The 17887-nt window shown below is 67.4% G+C and carries 17 protein-coding genes; 7 read left to right on the plus strand and 10 right to left on the minus strand.

Annotated features, from left to right (window positions below; all coding sequences use genetic code 11):
* Position 1: 1 nt before the first annotated feature.
* From NS4_RS13050 to NS4_RS13080, 7 genes are all read left to right on the plus strand, one after another.
* Positions 2-1099 (plus strand): hypothetical protein, encoded by a 1098-nt coding sequence (locus NS4_RS13050; protein WP_063059798.1) that lies wholly within the window; start codon positions 2-4, stop codon positions 1097-1099.
* A complete protein-coding gene (locus tag NS4_RS13055) occupies positions 1096-2574 on the plus strand; it encodes a hypothetical protein (protein ID WP_063059799.1) in 1479 nt (492 codons plus the stop codon). The genes NS4_RS13050 and NS4_RS13055 overlap by 4 nt, the downstream gene beginning before the upstream one ends.
* Complete coding sequence (locus NS4_RS13060; protein WP_157106026.1) at positions 2571-3881, plus strand: AAA domain-containing protein; 1311 nt, start codon at positions 2571-2573, stop codon at positions 3879-3881. Before NS4_RS13055 ends, NS4_RS13060 begins: the two co-directional genes overlap by 4 nt.
* Before the next feature lie 133 nt (positions 3882-4014).
* On the plus strand, positions 4015-5277 hold the full coding sequence (locus NS4_RS13065; protein ID WP_245665346.1) for a S8 family peptidase: 1263 nt from the start codon (positions 4015-4017) through the stop codon (positions 5275-5277).
* Positions 5278-5286: 9 nt separating this feature from the next.
* Entirely contained in the window at positions 5287-5547 is a 261-nt protein-coding gene (locus NS4_RS13070) for a hypothetical protein (RefSeq protein WP_063059802.1), read from the plus strand.
* 88 nt (positions 5548-5635) lie between these two features.
* On the plus strand, positions 5636-7603 hold the full coding sequence (locus NS4_RS33365) for a serine/threonine-protein kinase (protein WP_063059803.1): 1968 nt from the start codon (positions 5636-5638) through the stop codon (positions 7601-7603).
* A gap of 37 nt (positions 7604-7640) precedes the next feature.
* Positions 7641-8801: an FAD-dependent monooxygenase gene (locus NS4_RS13080; protein WP_063059804.1), complete on the plus strand. Its 1161-nt coding sequence runs from the start codon at positions 7641-7643 to the stop codon at positions 8799-8801.
* Positions 8802-8934: 133 nt separating this feature from the next.
* Here the strand turns inward: NS4_RS13080 and NS4_RS13085 are convergent, their stop codons facing one another.
* From NS4_RS13085 to NS4_RS13130, 10 genes are all read right to left on the minus strand, one after another.
* Complete coding sequence (locus NS4_RS13085) at positions 8935-10563, minus strand: polyamine aminopropyltransferase (RefSeq protein ID WP_439955781.1); 1629 nt, start codon at positions 10561-10563, stop codon at positions 8935-8937.
* Position 10564: 1 nt separating this feature from the next.
* Positions 10565-10990 (minus strand): DUF350 domain-containing protein, encoded by a 426-nt coding sequence (locus NS4_RS13090; protein WP_030523977.1) that lies wholly within the window; start codon positions 10988-10990, stop codon positions 10565-10567.
* 40 nt (positions 10991-11030) lie between these two features.
* Positions 11031-11456 carry a DUF4247 domain-containing protein gene (locus tag NS4_RS13095; RefSeq protein WP_063059805.1) on the minus strand — a complete coding sequence of 142 codons (426 nt, stop codon included), beginning with the start codon at positions 11454-11456 and terminating at the stop codon, positions 11031-11033.
* 53 nt (positions 11457-11509) lie between these two features.
* Positions 11510-12103 carry a DUF4178 domain-containing protein gene (locus NS4_RS13100; protein ID WP_245665348.1) on the minus strand — a complete coding sequence of 198 codons (594 nt, stop codon included), beginning with the start codon at positions 12101-12103 and terminating at the stop codon, positions 11510-11512.
* A gap of 105 nt (positions 12104-12208) precedes the next feature.
* Complete coding sequence (locus NS4_RS13105; protein WP_157106027.1) at positions 12209-14431, minus strand: hypothetical protein; 2223 nt, start codon at positions 14429-14431, stop codon at positions 12209-12211.
* Positions 14432-14553: 122 nt separating this feature from the next.
* Positions 14554-14871 carry a hypothetical protein gene (locus tag NS4_RS13110; RefSeq protein WP_063059808.1) on the minus strand — a complete coding sequence of 106 codons (318 nt, stop codon included), beginning with the start codon at positions 14869-14871 and terminating at the stop codon, positions 14554-14556.
* A gap of 123 nt (positions 14872-14994) precedes the next feature.
* Positions 14995-15333 carry a hypothetical protein gene (locus NS4_RS13115; RefSeq protein ID WP_157106028.1) on the minus strand — a complete coding sequence of 113 codons (339 nt, stop codon included), beginning with the start codon at positions 15331-15333 and terminating at the stop codon, positions 14995-14997.
* 43 nt (positions 15334-15376) lie between these two features.
* Positions 15377-15712, minus strand: coding sequence for a hypothetical protein (locus NS4_RS13120; RefSeq protein WP_157106029.1), 336 nt, complete (start codon positions 15710-15712; stop codon positions 15377-15379).
* 630 nt (positions 15713-16342) lie between these two features.
* Positions 16343-17035, minus strand: coding sequence for a hypothetical protein (locus NS4_RS13125; protein ID WP_063059811.1), 693 nt, complete (start codon positions 17033-17035; stop codon positions 16343-16345).
* Entirely contained in the window at positions 17032-17883 is an 852-nt protein-coding gene (locus NS4_RS13130) for an ABC transporter ATP-binding protein (protein WP_084487222.1), read from the minus strand. The genes NS4_RS13125 and NS4_RS13130 overlap by 4 nt, the downstream gene beginning before the upstream one ends.
* Between the last annotated feature and the right edge of the window lie 4 nt (positions 17884-17887).

Genomic DNA, 17887 nt, shown 5'->3' on the forward strand with positions numbered 1-17887 from the left:
GATGACGCTTGCGGAGAAGACACTGACCCACCGGCTCGACGAATTGCGCGGCGACGCACCGGTCACCCGGCACAATGCCCGGACCATCGCCGCACTCACCGCCAATCCGGGCTGCGCGCGCCGGGCACTGCTGGATGCCGCGGCGGTGGACAAGACCGTGATCGCCCGGGAACTGGGCTTCCCGCCGAAATTCGGTCAGTCCCCGTTCGCGATCACCCGCGGCAACAGCTTCGAGGCCATGGTGAAGGCCCACGGCTGCGCCGAACTACTGCGGCTGCTGCGCGAAGAACTCGGGCTGACCATCCCGGAGGTCGGCTACCACGATCTGGAGACCGTCGGGGACAACGCGAGCAATTCGGTGCGTTACCAGCGCACCAAACAGCTACTGGGCCAGGCGCTGAGCTCGGGCCAGGGCACCCTGTTCGATCATCCGCTGCTGCGCTTGGAGATCGCCGGTGCCACCGCCTATCTGGAACCGGATGTGGTGGCCCTGCAGATCGGTGGCCTGTTCCACGTGGTGGAGATCAAATCGTTCGCCGTCGTCGACGGACAGGCCGATCCCGCGCAGGTGGCCTCGGCCGCCCGGCAGTCGGCGGTCTACGTCCTGGCCATGCGCGAGCTGCTGCGCGAACTCGGGCAATCCCCGGAACTGGTCGCGCACAGCTCGATCCTGGTGTGCGCCCGTGATTTCACCAACCGACCGACCGCCGCTCTGGTGGACCTGCGCAAACAGCTCGCGGTGATCGGCCGCCAGCTGTCCCGGCTCACCTCCATCGACACCCTGCTCGATCTGGTCCCGCCCGGCGCCTCGTTCACACCGGGCGACGGACTGCCGGGCACTGTCGCGGCGATACCGTCGCGCTACGCCCCGGAATGCATGTCCAGCTGTGAACTCGCCTTCGCCTGCCGCTCCGAGGCCCGGACCCAGGGTTCGGTGGACACTCTCGGCCGCGGCGTCTGCGACGACCTCGGCGGTATCGACAACCTCGACACGGTGCTCGCCCTGGCCGACGGCACCCTGGACCCGGGTCCCGAACACGCCGATATCGCGGAGATGCTCCGCCGGGCCCGGGCGCTGCGCCTGGAGGTCGCCCGATGAGCGTGCTCAGCGCGCTGGCGAAAGTGACCGCGGTACGCAGCGGTCGCGCCGAACCCATCGCCGACCGGCGGCACTACCACCTCTCGGACCGTCCCCTCGTGCTCGTGCCGCTGCGGCTGGCCGGTGAGGCCGCGGCGCCGCTGGCGGTCGCGCTCGGCTCGTCCCCGCACGATATGACCGTGCTGATAGTGGCCCAGCCCCGCGACCGGGTGCTGCGCCTGCGGTTCATCGAACACTTCGCCGACCGGGTACTGCCCTACATCTCGTCGTTCTGCGAGGACGCCGAGGAACTGACGGTGAAATCGACCGGCGAGGCCTACCTGCGTTATATGGACGCACCGCAACTGCTGATACCCAATCCCGGCGGCGCCGAATTCCTGCGGCTGCTGGGCCGGTCGGTGCGGTTCCATCGCACCGAGGGCGAGAACGCGGTCCCGGAGTCACTTCCGCTGCTGGGACGCTGGCTCACCTGGTTCGGTGATCGGTCCGATTTCCCGGGGTCCAGTGTGTGCCTGGCGATGACCTCGGTACTCACCACCCACTGGGCATCCGGGCAGTCCGCGCTCGAGGACGGTAATCTCGCCGCCCTGCTCGGCTGGATCGACCCGCCCGCCGGGATGACGGGGCCGGAGGCCGCCGCCCTGGCCGAGGATCCGCTGGCCTATCCGCCCGCCGGCCCGGCCACCGATCCCGGCTTCGACAACGAGGAGCTGGCGCCACTGATCGCCGCCTACGACGGCGCCGAGCACGAATGGGCCAAAGTCGTGGCCGCCGAACGGCTCGAACAGGCATTGCGCGGGCAACTGGAACCGACCTGGCAGCTGATGTGGCGGGCCGTGGAACTGCTGCGCGCCCTGCCGGAAGGCGCGAGCGTGGCGAAACGGTGGACCGACGATCGCGCCGCGTTCTCCTGGTTCGTGGCCGATATCCCGGAAGGCTATCCGCAGGCCCGCCGCGATTCGGCGGTCTCGGCGACCCGGCGGCTGCTCAAACAGGAACAGGCTCTCGACACCTTCCAGGCCCAGCGTGCCTTCGACGATCCCCGGGTCCTGATCGAATACCGGCTCGTCGGCGAAGCGTTCCACGGGACGGTCAGCGACTGCGAACCCGAGCGGCGGGCGAAACCGAAATCCCGCGAGGTACCGCGGCCGTATCTGTGGGTACACACCGCCGACCCCTTCCGGGCCCGCGTCGGGGAGACCCTCATCCGTATCGACCGGCCCGCGCAGAAGGCCGAGGTCGTCGCGGTGGAGGAGGATGTGATCCAGCTGGAACTGGTCAGCGGGATGGGGCAGGGCAAGAACCCCGCGGCCGGCAGTGTCCCCGAGGAGGGCGACGCGATCGGCTTCGCCCGTTTCTCCCCCAGCGGTTTCGGCGGCCCGCCCGCCAAACTCCCGCCGCGGGAGGAGACGCCGTGGACCCACGGCGGCCCGCCGCCCGAACCGACCCTCGAACTCGCGGAGGAATGGTCGTGAGCACCGCGGACGAGGTGGTCGGCCGGATCCTCGCCGACCTGGACAACGCCGCCCATCGCGCCCTGGTCGTGGATTCGCCGCCGGGCGCCGGTAAATCCACCCTGGTGGTGCGCGCGGCCCGGCAGCTGGCCGCGGCCGGCGACGAACAGCGGATGATCGTGGCGCAGACCAACGAACAGGTCGACGACCTCATCGACCGGCTCGCCACCGCCGACCCCGGTCTGCCGATCGGGCGGTTGTCCGCCGGCGACTACCGCCGCAGCGCGCGGATCGACCGCGACAATGTCGAGGTGGCCAACCGGCCCGCCGATCTGGAGAAATGCGCGATCGTGATCGGCACCGCCGCGAAATGGGCGACCTTGGACGAGGGCCGCTGGTCGTATGCGATCGTCGACGAGGCCTACCAGATGCGCTCGGATATGTTGCTGCGGATCGCCAACCGGTTCGAACGGGGCCTCTTCGTCGGCGACCCCGGCCAGCTGGACCCGTTCGCCACCGTCGACGGCGACCGCTGGGCGGGCCTGTCCTGGGATCCGACCATGAGCGCGGTGGCGGTGATGCTCAACCACAACGCCGGTATCCCGGTGCATACGCTGCCGGTGTCGTGGCGGCTGCCGCCCTCGGCGGCCTCGGTGGTGTCCTCGGCGTTCTACCCGTTCGCGCCGTTCGCCGCCGGAACCCGCCCCGAACAGCGCCGGCTCGAATTCACCACCCGCGGGCTGCGCGGCCCGGTGGACGATGTCCTGGACGAGGCGGCCGCGCACGGCTGGGCGTACTACGAACTGCCCGCCCGTCATACGCTGCGGACCGACGGAGAAGCGGTGGCCGCCATCGCCGACCTCACCTGCCGGCTACTGGAACGCGGCGGGGTCGCGCATTCCGAGCACGGCAGCCGCGAGATCGACGCCACCCGTATCGCGGTCGGTACCGCCCATCGCGATCAGGCCCAGGCGGTGCGTGACGCGCTGGCGGGAACGGTGGCGGAAGCGGTCACCGTCGATACCGCCAACCGGCTGCAGGGCCGCGAATACGATGTCACCGTCATCCTGCACCCGCTCTCCGGTCGCCGCGACGCGGGCGCGTTCCATCTGGAGGCCGGGCGGTTGTGCGTGCTGGCGTCCCGGCACCGGCACGCCTGTATCGTCGTCGGCCGCGCCGGAATCGGGGAACTCCTCGATGCCCACCCCTCCGCGGAACCGGTCTACCTCGGTGTGCCGGTGAAATTCCCCGACGGCTGGGAGGCCAACCAGGCGGTGCTGGGCAGGCTGGCCGAACACCGCATCGCGGCACCGGTCCGCGCCCGGTGAGCGGGGGTTCGTCCCGCCTCTGTGCCGGGTATCCGGTTGCGCGACGATTGCCGTCCGGCGGCTCCCGGGGCACTATGGCGGCATGCGAGTCCTCATCGAGCTCCGCCCCTCCCCCGAACTGATTTCTGCGGCAATGGATTCAGCAGCCGGAATTTCCGCTTCCGAGATCGCGGGCGAGGTACCCGGTTTCGCCGTCGATACCGGCTACAGCCCCGTATCCGTAGCCGCCGCGACAGCGGCGAGCGATACGACGCGCGGGACCGGCGGTTCGTACGTGGTGCGTGGTGAGATTCCCGATGACGACCCGGCCGCCCGGGCTGCGGTGGCGGGCGCACCGGGCGTGCGCGGTATCTTCGCGGACCCGGTGATCGAACCGGTGCTCACCTGCGGCGATACCGGTCCGGTCGGCACCTGGACCGATGTCGCCGACCGGCTCGGCCGCGACGAGCTCACCACCGCCGGACTGACGGGTGCGGGCGTGGCCGTGGCCGTGCTGGACACCGGGATCAATGCGGCGGCGGTGCGGCGGGCCGCCGGCACCGCCATCGCGATCGACGCCTCTCGGAGCTGGAATCCCGCGGGGATCCGCGGCACCGCCGGCGACTTCCCGGTCGACCACGGCACCATGTGCGCCTTCGACGCGCTGATCGCCGCGCCGCAGGCCACTTTCCTCGATATCCCGCTACTGCAGAGCACGCGGTCCGGCGGTAGCCGAATGGACGGTCTGCTCTCCGACGCACTCGCCGCGTTCGCCCATCTGCGTACCGTGCTGACCGACCGGCCGGCAGACCGCCGCGCCCTGGTGGTCAACAACAGCTGGGGTTCGTTCGCACCGCAGTGGGATTTCCCGGTCGGCGATCCGGGCAACTACTCCGATAATCCCGATCACCCGTTCAACGTCATCGTCGCCGCCCTGGACGCGGCGGGCGCCGATATCCTGTTCGCCGCCGGGAACTGCGGACGCGACTGCCCCGACGGACGCTGCGCCTACCCCGATCGGCCCATCACCGGGGCGAATTCGCATCCGAATGTGCTGTCGGTCGGTGCCGTCGACACCGGTGGACAGCGGGTCGGGTACTCGTCGCAAGGCCCTGGCCGGCTCTCCGATCGCAAACCCGACCTCTGCGCCTACTCCCATTTCCTGGGTTCCACCGCCTTCGGCGCCGACGTGCCGGATACCGGTACCTCCGCTGCCTGCCCGGTCCTCGCCGGAGTCGTCGCTGCCTTCCGCACCCGATGGACGGCGACCGAGGTACCACCGGCCCGCTTGCGGGAACTACTGCGCAGCACGGCCGGCGATCGGGCGGGCGCCGGATTCGACTACGACTACGGCTACGGCATCGTCGAGCCCCGAGCTCTGCTCGCGGAGCTGCAGAAGGCCGCGACCCGCGCGTAACCTGGAGCGATGCCGCTGCTGACCGTCTCGCTGCCTCCTGGCTCGGTATTGGCCGACGCCCTGCGGGCACTGGGGCTGGCCGAGGACGAAGTCGACCGTGAATACGGTTTGATCGCGATCGACCCGGATACCGGCCGTTTCGCGCTCCGGGTGGCTGGGAGCGCGGCCGCACGGCTGGCCACCGGCAGCGCGGCCACGGTCTTCGCGGACCCACCCGTCGAACCGCTCGACGACGCCGGGTCCATGGGGCGCGACGAACCCGGCCCTTGACCGAAAACCGCTGGTCCCAGGGTGATCCCAGCCTCATCCCCGGCGCCGGGGTGCTGTGATCGGTCACCGGATGTGGTATCCGTAGCTCGTGGAGAGTGTGGAAGGTACAGAGTTCGGTCGCTACCGACTGCTCGATCCACTGGGGGCGGGCGCCATGGGGGAAGTACACCGCGCCTACGACACCGGGACCGAGCGCATGGTGGCGGTGAAGGTGCTGTCGCGGGAATTCGCACAGGACACCGTCTATCGCCGGCGGTTCCAGCGCGAAGCCCAGCTGGTGGCCCGGCTGCACGAACCGCATATCGTGCCCATCCACGATTTCGGCGAGATCGACGGCCGCCTGTTCCTGGAGATGCGCCTGGTGGAGGCCCCCAACCTGGCCTCGCTGCTCGCGGACAAGGGGTCACTGCCCGCCGCCGAAGCCGTCGCCGTGGTCGCCCAGATCGCCGCGGCCCTCGATGCCGCCCACGCCGGCGGGGTGGTGCACCGGGATGTGAAGCCCTCGAACATCCTGATCACCCCCGAAGGCTTCGCCTACCTCATCGATTTCGGCATCGCCCGCAGCAGTCAGGACACCACGCTCACCCGCGCCGGCACAATGATCGGCACCCTCGCCTATATGGCGCCCGAACGGCTCACGCTGGACCAGGTCGACGCGCGCTCGGATGTGTACTCCCTGGCCTGCGTCCTCTACGAATGCCTGGCCGGTACGAAACCGTATGTCGGCGAGAGCGTGGAGCGGCAGATCGCCGCGCACCTCACCGAACGGCCGCCGCTGCCCTCGGCCGCCGGTCTGCCGTCCGCCTTCGACGCGGTGATCGCGCGCGGACTGGCAAAGGATCCGGACCAACGCTACGGGTCGGCCGGGGAATTGGCGGCGGCGGCGCGGCAGGCGCTGATACCGGCCGGCACCCCGCGAACGGGTACGCCGATGGCCGTCACCTCGACGGCGGACGACGATCCGGAGGGCAGCGATTCGCGAAGGGACAATTCGCCGGTCGGCAACCCACCGAGTCGTTTCTCGCCGCCGGACAGCACGCCGGCCGTCACTTCACCGGCCGCCACTCCAGTCGTCGGCCTCTCGCCGGACGACCCACCCGCCGGCTTCCCGTCGGACACCAACCCACCCGCCGGCTTCTCTCACGCCGCATCCCCACCCGCCGGCTCCTCTCCCGCCGCATCCCCGCCTGCCGCCTTCTCTCCGGCCGAAACGGCCGCCGGATTCTCCCCGGCCGCCTCCCCACCGTTCGCCTACCCTCCCGCCGATCGCCCCCTCACCCTCGGTACGCCGAACGACAACCCGCCCGCTACGCGGTCTCGTGCCCGCGCCAGGACCGCGGCCGCGGTGGCCGCGCTCGTGACCGCGGTCGTGAGCGTGTCGGCACTGGCGATGACCAGGGAGGACACCACCACGGTCACCGACGCACCGGCACCCACGGCACCGTCGGAGGTACCGGCGACCGCGGTGCCGGGCGATCGGGCAGTCGAGATCGCGCCGCCCCCCGCGCCGAGGTTTCCCGGACAGGAGCCGCCCCTTTCGGAAACCCATTCGACGCCGGTGGTTCCCTCCGCGCCCTCGGCCGTGCCGGAAACCACTGTCGCCGAGCACGTACCCACCACACCCGCGCCTGATCCGGTGGAGCAACAGCCCGGGCCTCCCGAGCCTCCACTGCCGACCACGAGTGTCGCCGCACCCGCGACCACCACCACTGCCGAACCGACCAGCACGTCGACCTCCCCCACCACGACCGCCGACCCCGGGACCAGCACCACCACCCCCTCCACCGGCGAGACCACGACGACGACCCCGCCGGAAACCACCGGTACCGGCGGTGAGACGAGCGCCGCCGCGAGCAGTGCGACCACCGAGCAAACCCGGACCCGGGGCAGCGCGATCTCCACTTCCTCCGGCCACGTTCCCACCGTTGCGGCTTCGTCTCTCTCAGCGACACCACCCACCACGTCGGCACCGGGCCCGGCCGCAACCCCCGCGCCGGTCCCCCCGTCCCCGGACTCCGCCGAGCTCCCGGTGTCCCCCGCCGGTCCGCGGCAATAATCGTTACAGGCAGCAGAGTTCGACATCGGAGGTGGTGATGAGCGCGGAACCGGTGGGTGTGGAGCGCCGGGCGGTGATCGTGGGCGCGGGGGTCGCGGGGCTCACGGCCGCGATCGCGTTGCGGCAGCGCGGCTGGCGAGTCGAAGTCCTGGAACGGGCCGTCGGGGTGGAACCGGCCGGGTCGGGGCTGAGCCTGTGGCCCAACGGTCTGCGTGGTCTCGATGTGATCGGTGTCGGCGCCACGATCCGCGAACAGTCGCTGGCGGCGACCGAGGGCGGTATGCGCGATACCGCGGGGCGCTGGTTGTCCCGTACCGATATCGCCGCCCTCCGTGACCGTTACGGGGACCTGGTCGTGATCCACCGGAACGAGCTGTCGGATATTCTGCGCACCGCACTGGGCACCGGCCCGCTGCGGTTCGGATGTGCGGTGGAGGCCGTCGAGTCCACCGGCCGTGGCGTGCGGGTGCGGCACAGCGCCGGGACCGCCGAGGCCGACCTCGTACTCGGTGCCGACGGAATCAACAGCACGCTCCGCACCACCCTGTGGCCACGCGCCCGGCGACCGGTGTATGCCGGGTACACCGCTTGGCGGACCATTGTCACCCCGGCCGAACCGGTACTCGCCGGTGGCGAGACCCTGGGCCGCGGGCAACGGTTCGGTATCGCGCCGCTGCGCGACGGACGTGTCTACATGTTCGGCACCGCGAACCTGCCGGCCGGGCAACATGCTCCCGGCCGGGAACTGGACGAGCTGCGCCGCCGGTTCGACAGCTGGCACGACCCGATTCCGGCGCTGCTGGCGGCGGCCGACCCGGCGGCGATACTGCGGCACGATATCTACGAACTGCCACCGCTGGACACCTACGTGCGGGGACGAGTGGCGTTACTGGGAGACGCGGCCCACGCTATGACCCCGAACCTGGGCCAGGGCGCGAACCTCGCCGTCGAGGACGCGGTCACCCTGGCGGCCGTGCTCGACCGGGCGACCGATATCCCCAGCGCTCTCACCGAATACGACCGGATCCGCCGGGCCCGGGTACATCCGCTGGTCCGGCTGTCGCACCGGATGGGCGCCGCGCTGCAACTCGCGCTGCCGGCGGTGACGCCGGTGCGCAACACCGTACTGCGCCTGGCCCCGGACGCCGCCGCCCTGCGTGCGTTGGGTCCGGTGCTGTCCTGGTCACCGCCCGACTGATCCGCTCCCGGAATGTGGGCCGGTACGTCGGCCTAGTGCGCTGGTGGTCGAGCCCACGCGGGGTCGCGGGGGTTGCCTTCCCTCCGGCGAGCGTGACGGTCAACGAGGACACGGCGGGTGACAGAGGAGGAGGTCACACCCATTCCTTGCGGGCCAATTCGAGAATCGTCGGATGCATGAGCGTCGACGGCTGCTCGCCGGTGTCCCGGCGATCCGGCGCGAAGATCGTCGCGGCCCGCAGGCTCGATTCGTCCATCGACCGCAGCGGGGCCGGCGGGTCCAGCGCGAGCCGCGGCTCGGGGTCACCGGTGGCCTGGACGAAACCCCAGTCACCGAAACTGGGTACGTCCACGTGGTACGGCAGAATGTGCAGGCCGGAGGTGCGGACGGTGGCCGCGATACACCAGTACGAATGCGGGGCGAAGAACGGTGAACCCGCCTGCACCACCATGGTGCCGCCCGGCGCCAGCACCCGGGCCGTCATCGCGTAGAACTCGGTGGAATAGAGTTTGGCGATGGAGGTCTGGTCCGGATCGGGTAGATCGACGATCACCGCGTCGTAGTCGGCGCGGGCGGTCCGCAACCAGGAGAACGCGTCGGCCGTCACCACCTGCACCCGGGGATCGGCGAAGGAATTCCGGTTGAGTTCGGTGAGCCGCGGATCGGTGCGGGCGAGCTCGATCACGGCCGGATCCAGTTCGACCAGCGTCACCGACTCCACATCCGGATATTCCAGGATCTCCCGCAGTGCCAGCCCGTCACCACCGCCGACGACCAGCACGTCACGGCGTGGCCCGGCCAGCGTCGGATGCACCATGGCCTCGTGGTACCGGTACTCGTCCACCGACGAGAACTGCAGATCACCGTTGAGGAACAACCGGGTGTCGCGGGTTCCGAACGGTGACACCGATTCGGTGAGCACGATCTTCTGGTATTCGGTCTGCCGCTGCCAGACGATCGGATACGCGAACAGCGCCTGCTGGGCGGTGGCCTCGAATCGGTCGGCGTAGACATAGCTGCCGACCAGCACCGCCGCCACCAGCAGAGTCACCGCGCCGAGAACCGATTTCACCAGGTGGGACAGGTCGACGCGGAACCAGATGAGCACCAGGACCAGCCCGGCCACCGCGTTCACCACCCCGACGATCAGACTGCCGCGAATCTGCCCGAACACCGGCAGCAGCAAGAACGGGAACGCCAGACCCCCGAGGAGGGCGCCCACATAGTCGGCGGCGAACAGATCGGCGACCGCACTGCCCGCCTCCTGCTTGCGAATCCGCTGCAGCATCTCCATCAGCAGCGGGATCTCGGCGCCCACCAGGGCCCCGATCACACAGGACGCCGCCACCAGCGCCGCCGTGTACAGGTCGAGCCAGGCGTAGGCGGCGTACAGGCCCAGCACCGAGAGACCGCCCACCAGCGCGAGCGCCAGTTCCACCACCACGAAGGCAGTGGCGGCACGATGTCGCAACGGTTTCGCGGCCAGGGCGCCGACCCCCATCGCGCAGACCATCACGCTGAGCGTGATCGATGCCTGGGTGGCGGTGTCGCCGATCAGATAGCTGCCCAGCGTCACCAGGGACAGTTCGTACACCAGTCCGCATGCGGCGCAGACGAAAACCGTGGTGAGCAGGGCAGATCGCGCGAGCCGACCGGTTATCGGCGGCGCCGGTCCCGCGGCGCGCCCGGTCTCGTCGGCCTGCCCGTCTGCGACCGGTCCGGGCGCGACGGTGATCGCGGCAGGATCCCGCGGCGGCGCCAACTCAGGTGAGAGCCGAGGCGACCACGGCCGCGACGGCGATGTGCACCGCCGCGCTCACCCACACCCCCGGATGCAGTTCGTGCTCGTTCACCACACCCCGGAATTCACCAGGGGTGGTGAACTCCAGCAGCAGGAACGCCAGCGCCATCGCCACCAGACCGATGACCCCGTACACCGCGCTGGTGACCAGCGCCTGCCCGATCGCGCCGTCGGAGGTCCAGATGGCGGTGGCGACGATGATGCCCACACCCAGCATGTTCGCGGCGACCAGCAGCGCGGCGTTGCGATTGCGCTCCACCCAGATCTGATGACGCAGGTTGCCGGGGGTGAGCACATCCACCAGGACGAATCCCAGCACCATCAGGACGATCCCGAGGCCGGAGTAGGCGGCCGCGGCGCCGGCGTTCGCGGGCAGGTCTTCGAGCATTGTTTCCTCCTGGAAGTGGATCCGGACGTGCGAGCGGCGGCTATTTTCCGTCGCCGGAGCCGCCGCCACGGAAGCCGGTGTTGTCGCTGGGCCAGCCGAAGACGCTGACCGCGCTGTGATGCCGCCGGTGCCCGGTCCGGTAGTCGTCCAGCAAGACCTTGGCCCCCGTGCCGTTCGGGGAGATCGCGACGATGTCGTTCCGGTACTGCAGGTAGGTGGTGGCGCCGGCGGTGCGCCGGTCCAGCGGCCGCGCGGCCGCGGTGATGCCGTCGGCGGTCGCGGTCGGTGACTTGTTCGACGTGTACGCCGTCCCGTTGTTCGCTTCGTCGAGCTTCGGCGCGCGCGTGTAGTGCGATCCGATATAGGACCGCACACCGATATCGTCGTCGTCATCGGACCCGCACCCGGAGAGCACAACCGAGAGAATCACGGCGCACGCGGCGAACAGCCAGGACTTACGACTCACAGCAAACCTTCCCCCGGTCCGGCGCACAGTCCCTCCGGTGCCGCAGCTATCGCTCAGTTCGACGACTGCGGGTAGATCATAATCGCACTCCGGTACAGCACCTGCCCGACCGCGGCTTCCTTTTTGCCCGATTCGCCGAAATCCTCGAAGGAGAGCCGGGTGCCGTCCGCGGCGGCATAGTCGTGATAGGCGACAGTGCCCGAGGGGGTGAGGCCGGTGGTCGCCTCGCTGACGTACTGGGCGCGTCCCGACTCGTCGAGCCGGAACGTCTTCCCGTCGTGCTCGATCTCATCCCCGCCCGCGGCCGGGACCCCGGGTGTCTCGGTCCAGAGCACCAGCTCGAGATCCGGGTCCTCCTCCACCGACAACCATTTGCGGCTGCCGCCGGCGGTATCCAGTAGATGCTCACTCCACTGGTACCCACCCTCTTTCAGACGGAGGGAGCCACGGACGGTGTAGGTCTGGCCGAAGATATCGAGGATATCCCCCGCCTTCAGCGCCCGCGGATCACCGCGCAGCGCATCGGAATCCTTGTCGGCGAACGGATCGGCGGGGCCGGTTGCGGCAGCGGGCTCGTTCTTCTTCCGTACCAACAACAACAGCGCGACTCCCGCTACAACGAGCGCGACGACGAGCAGTACGAGCAACAGCGCGTTGATGACAGCCTCCCTCTGATGATCTCAGCGGAGAGTAACACCCACCCCGGCACGTTCCGGTCGGCCGAGCGCGAACTACGCGCCCGGCCGGTCGGATCATATCGCCTTGGGTTCTTGCGGCGCCTGGACCGACGGTGGCGCCTGCGGCGTGGACATGGTGACCTCCGGTTTGGGCAGGCCCGGCGGCGCGGCCGGCTGCTGCGCGTCCGCCTCGCCCAGCCCCTGTGGGCGGAGGAACCCTACGAATTTCCCGTGACCGAGGTTGTCGAGATCGCCGTTCTGCTCGAGCCGGACCAGCTGACCGTCCTTCCAGTACTGCGGACCCGACCCGTCGTTGAACACGACGGCGCTGTGGTTCTCCCACCGGACCACGTCACCGGTGCGCAACTCTCCCTCGGCGGTTTTCCAGGTACCACCCATGTCCTGGGATGCCTGCGTACCCTCATAGGCGGTGAACGCATTGAGCGCCGAATTCCCCGCCTGTCGTGTCAGCGCCTCGGCTGCCGCCTGTGGCACAGGGACCGTGCCCTTACCGTCTGGCGCCTTGTAGCCCTCGTACGGCTTGTAGTCGACCGACGCACCGGGCGTCATCACTACCGGCGGAGTACCGGTATCGGTAGGCGCGGTGACAGCCGGCTGCACGCCGGGCCCCTGATCGGTAGGTCCAGGAGCAACGCCCGGCGACGCCTGGCCGGGAGCGGGAACCTCGCGACCCCGGCCGCGGGGATCGTCCTTGCCCTTGTCCTTGTCGTCCTTGTCGCCACCGTCATTACCCGGCTGGTTCCCACCGTTCGCCATTTGGGAAAGCAAGGGGAGCATCGCGAGGCTGCTCATATCCGGACTGCCGCTCGCCGCGGGCTGCACAGCGGGTTGGACAGCGGGCTGAGCCTGGGTGGCGCCACCGGAACTCTGGTTACCGGCGACGGGTTGCCCGGTCACGCCGGACGGTGACTTCTCCCCGTCGGTACCAGGGGTTTCGGTACCATCCGTCGGCTTCTTGGTCGAATCGCCCAGAATCTGGTCGTACTGCTTGTTCAAGTCCTTCAGCGCGTCATCGGCGTTGACCGGAGTCGCGGGAGGTGTGGTTGTAGTCGGAGGAGGCGTAGTCGTAGTCGGAGGAGGCGTAGTCGTAGTCGGAGGAGGCGTAGTCGTAGTCGGAGGAGGTGTGGTCGTAGTCGGAGGAGGCGTAGTCTTATCCCCGGGATCTTCCTCTTCCTTCTTCTTCTTGGGATCTTTCTTCTCCGGCGGCTTTTCCGATTCCGGGTCGTTCCCTCGGTGCCATTTTTTGTCGTCAACCAGATGCCCGTACCTATCCGCATCTTTCTCGGCTAGCTTCTGCATCTTGTCGGCGTATTCATCGACGAGCTTCGCACAGCCCTCGACACCGTCGGCAATAATTCGGAACAGGGGCGCTTCTTCGACCAGGTGCTGAATACCTACCTGAGAAAGGTCCAAATCATCGTCGGCATCATCGATCGGCTTCTCCAGCTCATCGTTCACCCCGATCAAACTTCGGGCGATTGCCTCATTCGCCGCCGAAATTTTATCTACCATTCCTTTGAAGGTGGTGTGATTGTAGTCGTCGATCACCAAGACGTCCGTCCCGAAGCTCTTGTCGACGTCCATCCAGGCTTCCTTCATTGTCACCAACTCGGCCTTCAGTGTCCCTTCGGCCTCATATGATTTCCCCGCCGCGTCGTGAAGCCTCTTTATGAATTCATCGTCCAGGCCGTCATCCAGTATCTTCTTGTCACCCTTCGGATCCTGGAGGAATTTGGGCTTATTTATATCTCCGGTACCTATTTGATGGGTCAAGTAATTGAGTTCACGATTTGCCCGCTCGATGGCCAAAACAAGATATCGAGACGGCTTCACTCCACCAGTCCCGACAGGTGTTTCAATTCTCAGCCAAGAATTGTCATATTTTCCGTCTTTAGTGGTTAGCTCGACAAATGTGCCGTCATCTTTGATGAGATTGTCGGAGTCTTTTGGCTTGTAGTCGGGACCAAAGGTATCGAGGAGCGATTTAGGATCATCACCCTTTTTTCGATCGTCCTTATCGATCTTGTAAGTTACATCCAACCAAAGGAAGCCGTGATGATCGGCGTCGACTCCGTATGCTTCGCCGTCAGCAGTAACGATACTGTCGAGATCGTCCGGCCCGTCCCACGATCCATGCTTTCTCGGTGCGGCATCACCCCACGGATCAGCCTCGTAGAGCACGACACCATCGTCGCCCTGGGTGTAGTAAAAGCCCGTTTTGGGTGGATGGTCCTGTTTTTCAAAACCATCCTTGCTATAAACATAGTAGTCGGTCATACACCCTGCTCGATACTGAGGATTCCATCGGTTGCGCCACCATCACCCGAATTCAGAGCCAGTGAATCATGGCCCCGGCAACCGCTACGACCAGCCGGCCGCGCACACGCAGGTGCACTGCGTCAAACCTCGCCCGATTCCTGTCTGACGTCGGCGCGCCCCTGAAGATCGACGTGCTCGAAGTTCGTCGCTGCAGCGTTACCGATGTCCCCTGCTCCCTGCTGTGCGTCGGCCGTGGCTGTCCAGCCGTTGGTACGCGCGAGCCGCTTCTTACGGGCCGCAACGGCATACGCGTGAACACCGTAACCCGCCCCTTCGTAGAGCTGAGCCTCCCAGTCCTGATCATCCTTGGACTTGTCGCGGAGCGGGGAGACGCCATCGAGTGTCCGACCCGCTCGACCACGTACATCGTCCGGCCGCTGCTTGAAGACATCGTCCATGGCGCCGAATCCTTTCCCGATCAGAGCTACTCGGACTATTTTCGTGCATCCCCATAGCTGGGAGCATGATAATCCGAGAGCCCATGACGAAACGCCTGGATGTTGCCTGCCCATAGGAATGACTCAGAAGCCGTCCCCGAATTCCGCCTTCTCCGCGTGCTGGTAAGCAACCTCGTTCGGGAGCCCCAGAGTATCCGCAACGTGCGGCAGAACCCCTCGCTCCAGCAAGATCGTTCGGCGCCCCACCTCTGATTTCATACGAGCGAGACGAGCGACTCGAACAAGTTCCGCCGCCAGCCACGCGTCCGTATTGTCCATAATCGACTCTCCGAGATGCAGACCTATTATCACCCCGGCCGTGTTGCAGGCGACGCCGACCGAATAGTCCGAATTGAAGACCTCGTAAATCTGCTGGCCCCGATTCCCGGGCGACGATACCCCTTCGTCATCTGCAGTGCTCATAGCCGACACAACGCGGACGCTGCACGGGACCATACCCGCCTGGTCAACGACGCCTCGGCACCCATGAAACCTGCGGTATGTCCGGCCAAGCCGCCTCCTGGATGGTCTGCTTGTGCTGGCGGGCAGCATCGATGGTGCTCTCGTTGATGGCGGCCATGATGTCGGCCGCCAGTACGCGGCTGTTCGCAAAATGCGCGATCGTACCCGGCGCAATGTACATGTCGGTCAACCTGAACATCCCGTCTACTTCCGGGATCACTCGGCCGCTGGGGGACGGCCGCCTGGCGCGGATGCGGTCGACCTGCTCCAGCATGTCATCGGTCGCTTGGACCAATGCGCGTGCCAGGGCCAGCGCCTCGACAGTTTTGGGATGCCTCACCGCGAGCCTCCGGAACAGGCACTCCATTGCCGAGAGGACAACACGCCGTCGCCGCCCGACACGATCGCTTCTTCGAAGCTCCGGCCCTCCGCACAGTGCTGCCGAGCCTGCCATGAGAACTGCCGCAACATTCCTCCTCCCATCGACAGCGCCGACCCAGCGTTCCATACCATCCGACGAATTATCACAGGTGGGAAAGACAACCACAACCACTCCGAGTGGTGCAGCTCAGCGGACAGAGTGCCGACTGCATCCCAGCAGCACGTAGCGCTCACCGCGCCCCGAGCCGGTACGCCGCGCCATCCGAAACTCCGCGTCGCTACACCACAAACGTTAAGTTTGCCGAAGCAGTCGGCCGAGAAGCCCATCCTCGATACGAAATAACGCAAGACAGCTCTGACCCCTCAGCAGCCGCTGCCATGGCGTCCACCGCACAGGTGGAACTTTGATGCCGGCTCCCAAGCCCATGCGCGGGCTAGGCTAATACATGGCCCACATCGGTGGTCCGGGTGAAAAACGGAACGGGCCGCGGCGACAGTGACTGTCGGTTTCCTTCCGGCGACGCGGTCGTCCGATGGCGCGTTCGGTGGCACCTCCGCGATTCCGAACCGACGCACTTCTCGGTCTCGGTCAGGCCGTCGCGCGACGAATGACGACCCGGGCACCGATCAGTGCGGCCAGGGCGAGCACGGCCGGTAGCACCACCATCACCACCACCCTGGGCGCGTCGGCGAACCCGGAACCCACTGCGGGCCACCACCTCTGCCAGGTCACCAGGATGGCGATGAGCCCGCCGGCGACCAGGAAGACCGCACCGGCCGTGTAGAGGCCGGTGACCCGCCAGCGCTGGTAGACCGCGCCCAGGAACAGACTGACACTCGCGACCAGGCCCAGGAAAGCCGCGTAGGTGGCCAGCTGTGTCAGCCGGTTGTCGGTGAAATGCGACGGAAGACCGAACATCTCCATCCGCACACCCCAGCCGTCGGTGTGGTCCTCGACGACGGCCAGAATCCACAACAGCAGCGATATGACAGCGACCTGCACCGCGCCCACCAGCACGGTGGCATTGAAGAAATCACGGCGGGTGACGCCGAGGCCGAGAGCGAAGGGAAAGGTCTGGGTCATCGCGCCCATGTAGAAGGCCATGGTCACGCCCAGAATCGAGTAGATACTGCCGGTCGTGTTCGAGTCGGTGGCGTCGATGAGGGCGAAGATCACCCATGGGATCATGAAGGCGGCGACCAGGATCCCCAGCGGCCAGGCGATCAGCAGCGGCCAGGCCACGGTGTGGATCCGGGACACTTGCAGAGCGCGGGCGATCATGAGTTCTCCTTGCCGTGCAGAGGTGTGGTTTCGACGATGAATTGCTGCAGCGAGACCGGTTCCACCAGCAGTCCGAGGGTCTGGGCGTTCCGGGTGTCGGTGGCGTTGTCGGTGGTGCGCAGCAGTACCCGGCTCTGGGTTCCCAGCGATTCGCGACGCAGTTCCGTTCTACCGGCGACGAAACGATCGATATCGGACGTCGGTCCGGAGACCGTGAGGGCGCCGTCGCGCAGCTCGTCGGCGGACGCGTCGGCGACGAGCCGGCCGCGGTCGATGAGCAGCACGTGCTCGAGCAGGTCGGCGACCTCGTCGATGAGATGTGTGGAAAGCACTACCGTGCGCGGGTGTTCGGTGTAGTCGGCGAGCAGCCGGTCGTAGAAGAGCTGCCGGGCCACGGCGTCCAGGCCGAGGTACGGTTCGTCGAAGAAGGTCAGGGGGGCGCGGGAGGCGAGACCGACGATCACCCCGAGCGCGGAGGTCATCCCGCGGGAAAGCTTCTTCACTTTGCGGTCGGCGGGCAGATCGAAATCGCGTACGAGTTCGCGGGCGAAATCCTCGTCCCAGTTCGGGAGCAGGTGCCGCGCGGCGCTCAGCACGTGCTTGACCTTGTAATCGGCCGGATAGGCCTGGCTCTCCTTGATGAACGACACCGATCGCAGTACCTCGGAATTCTCGTGCGGCACCGCGCCGTTGATCCGGACCTCCCCGGATGTCTGGAACATCTGGCCGGTGAGCACCTGCATGAGGGTCGTCTTGCCGGCGCCGTTGCGGCCGAGCAGACCGTAGACGGTGTTCTCGCGCAGATCGAAGGTCACATCGTCGAGCGCGGTGACCGAACCGAAGCGCATGGTC

Source organism: Nocardia sienata NBRC 100364 (assembly GCF_001613205.1).
Classification (GTDB): Bacteria; Actinomycetota; Actinomycetes; order Mycobacteriales; family Mycobacteriaceae; genus Nocardia; species Nocardia sienata.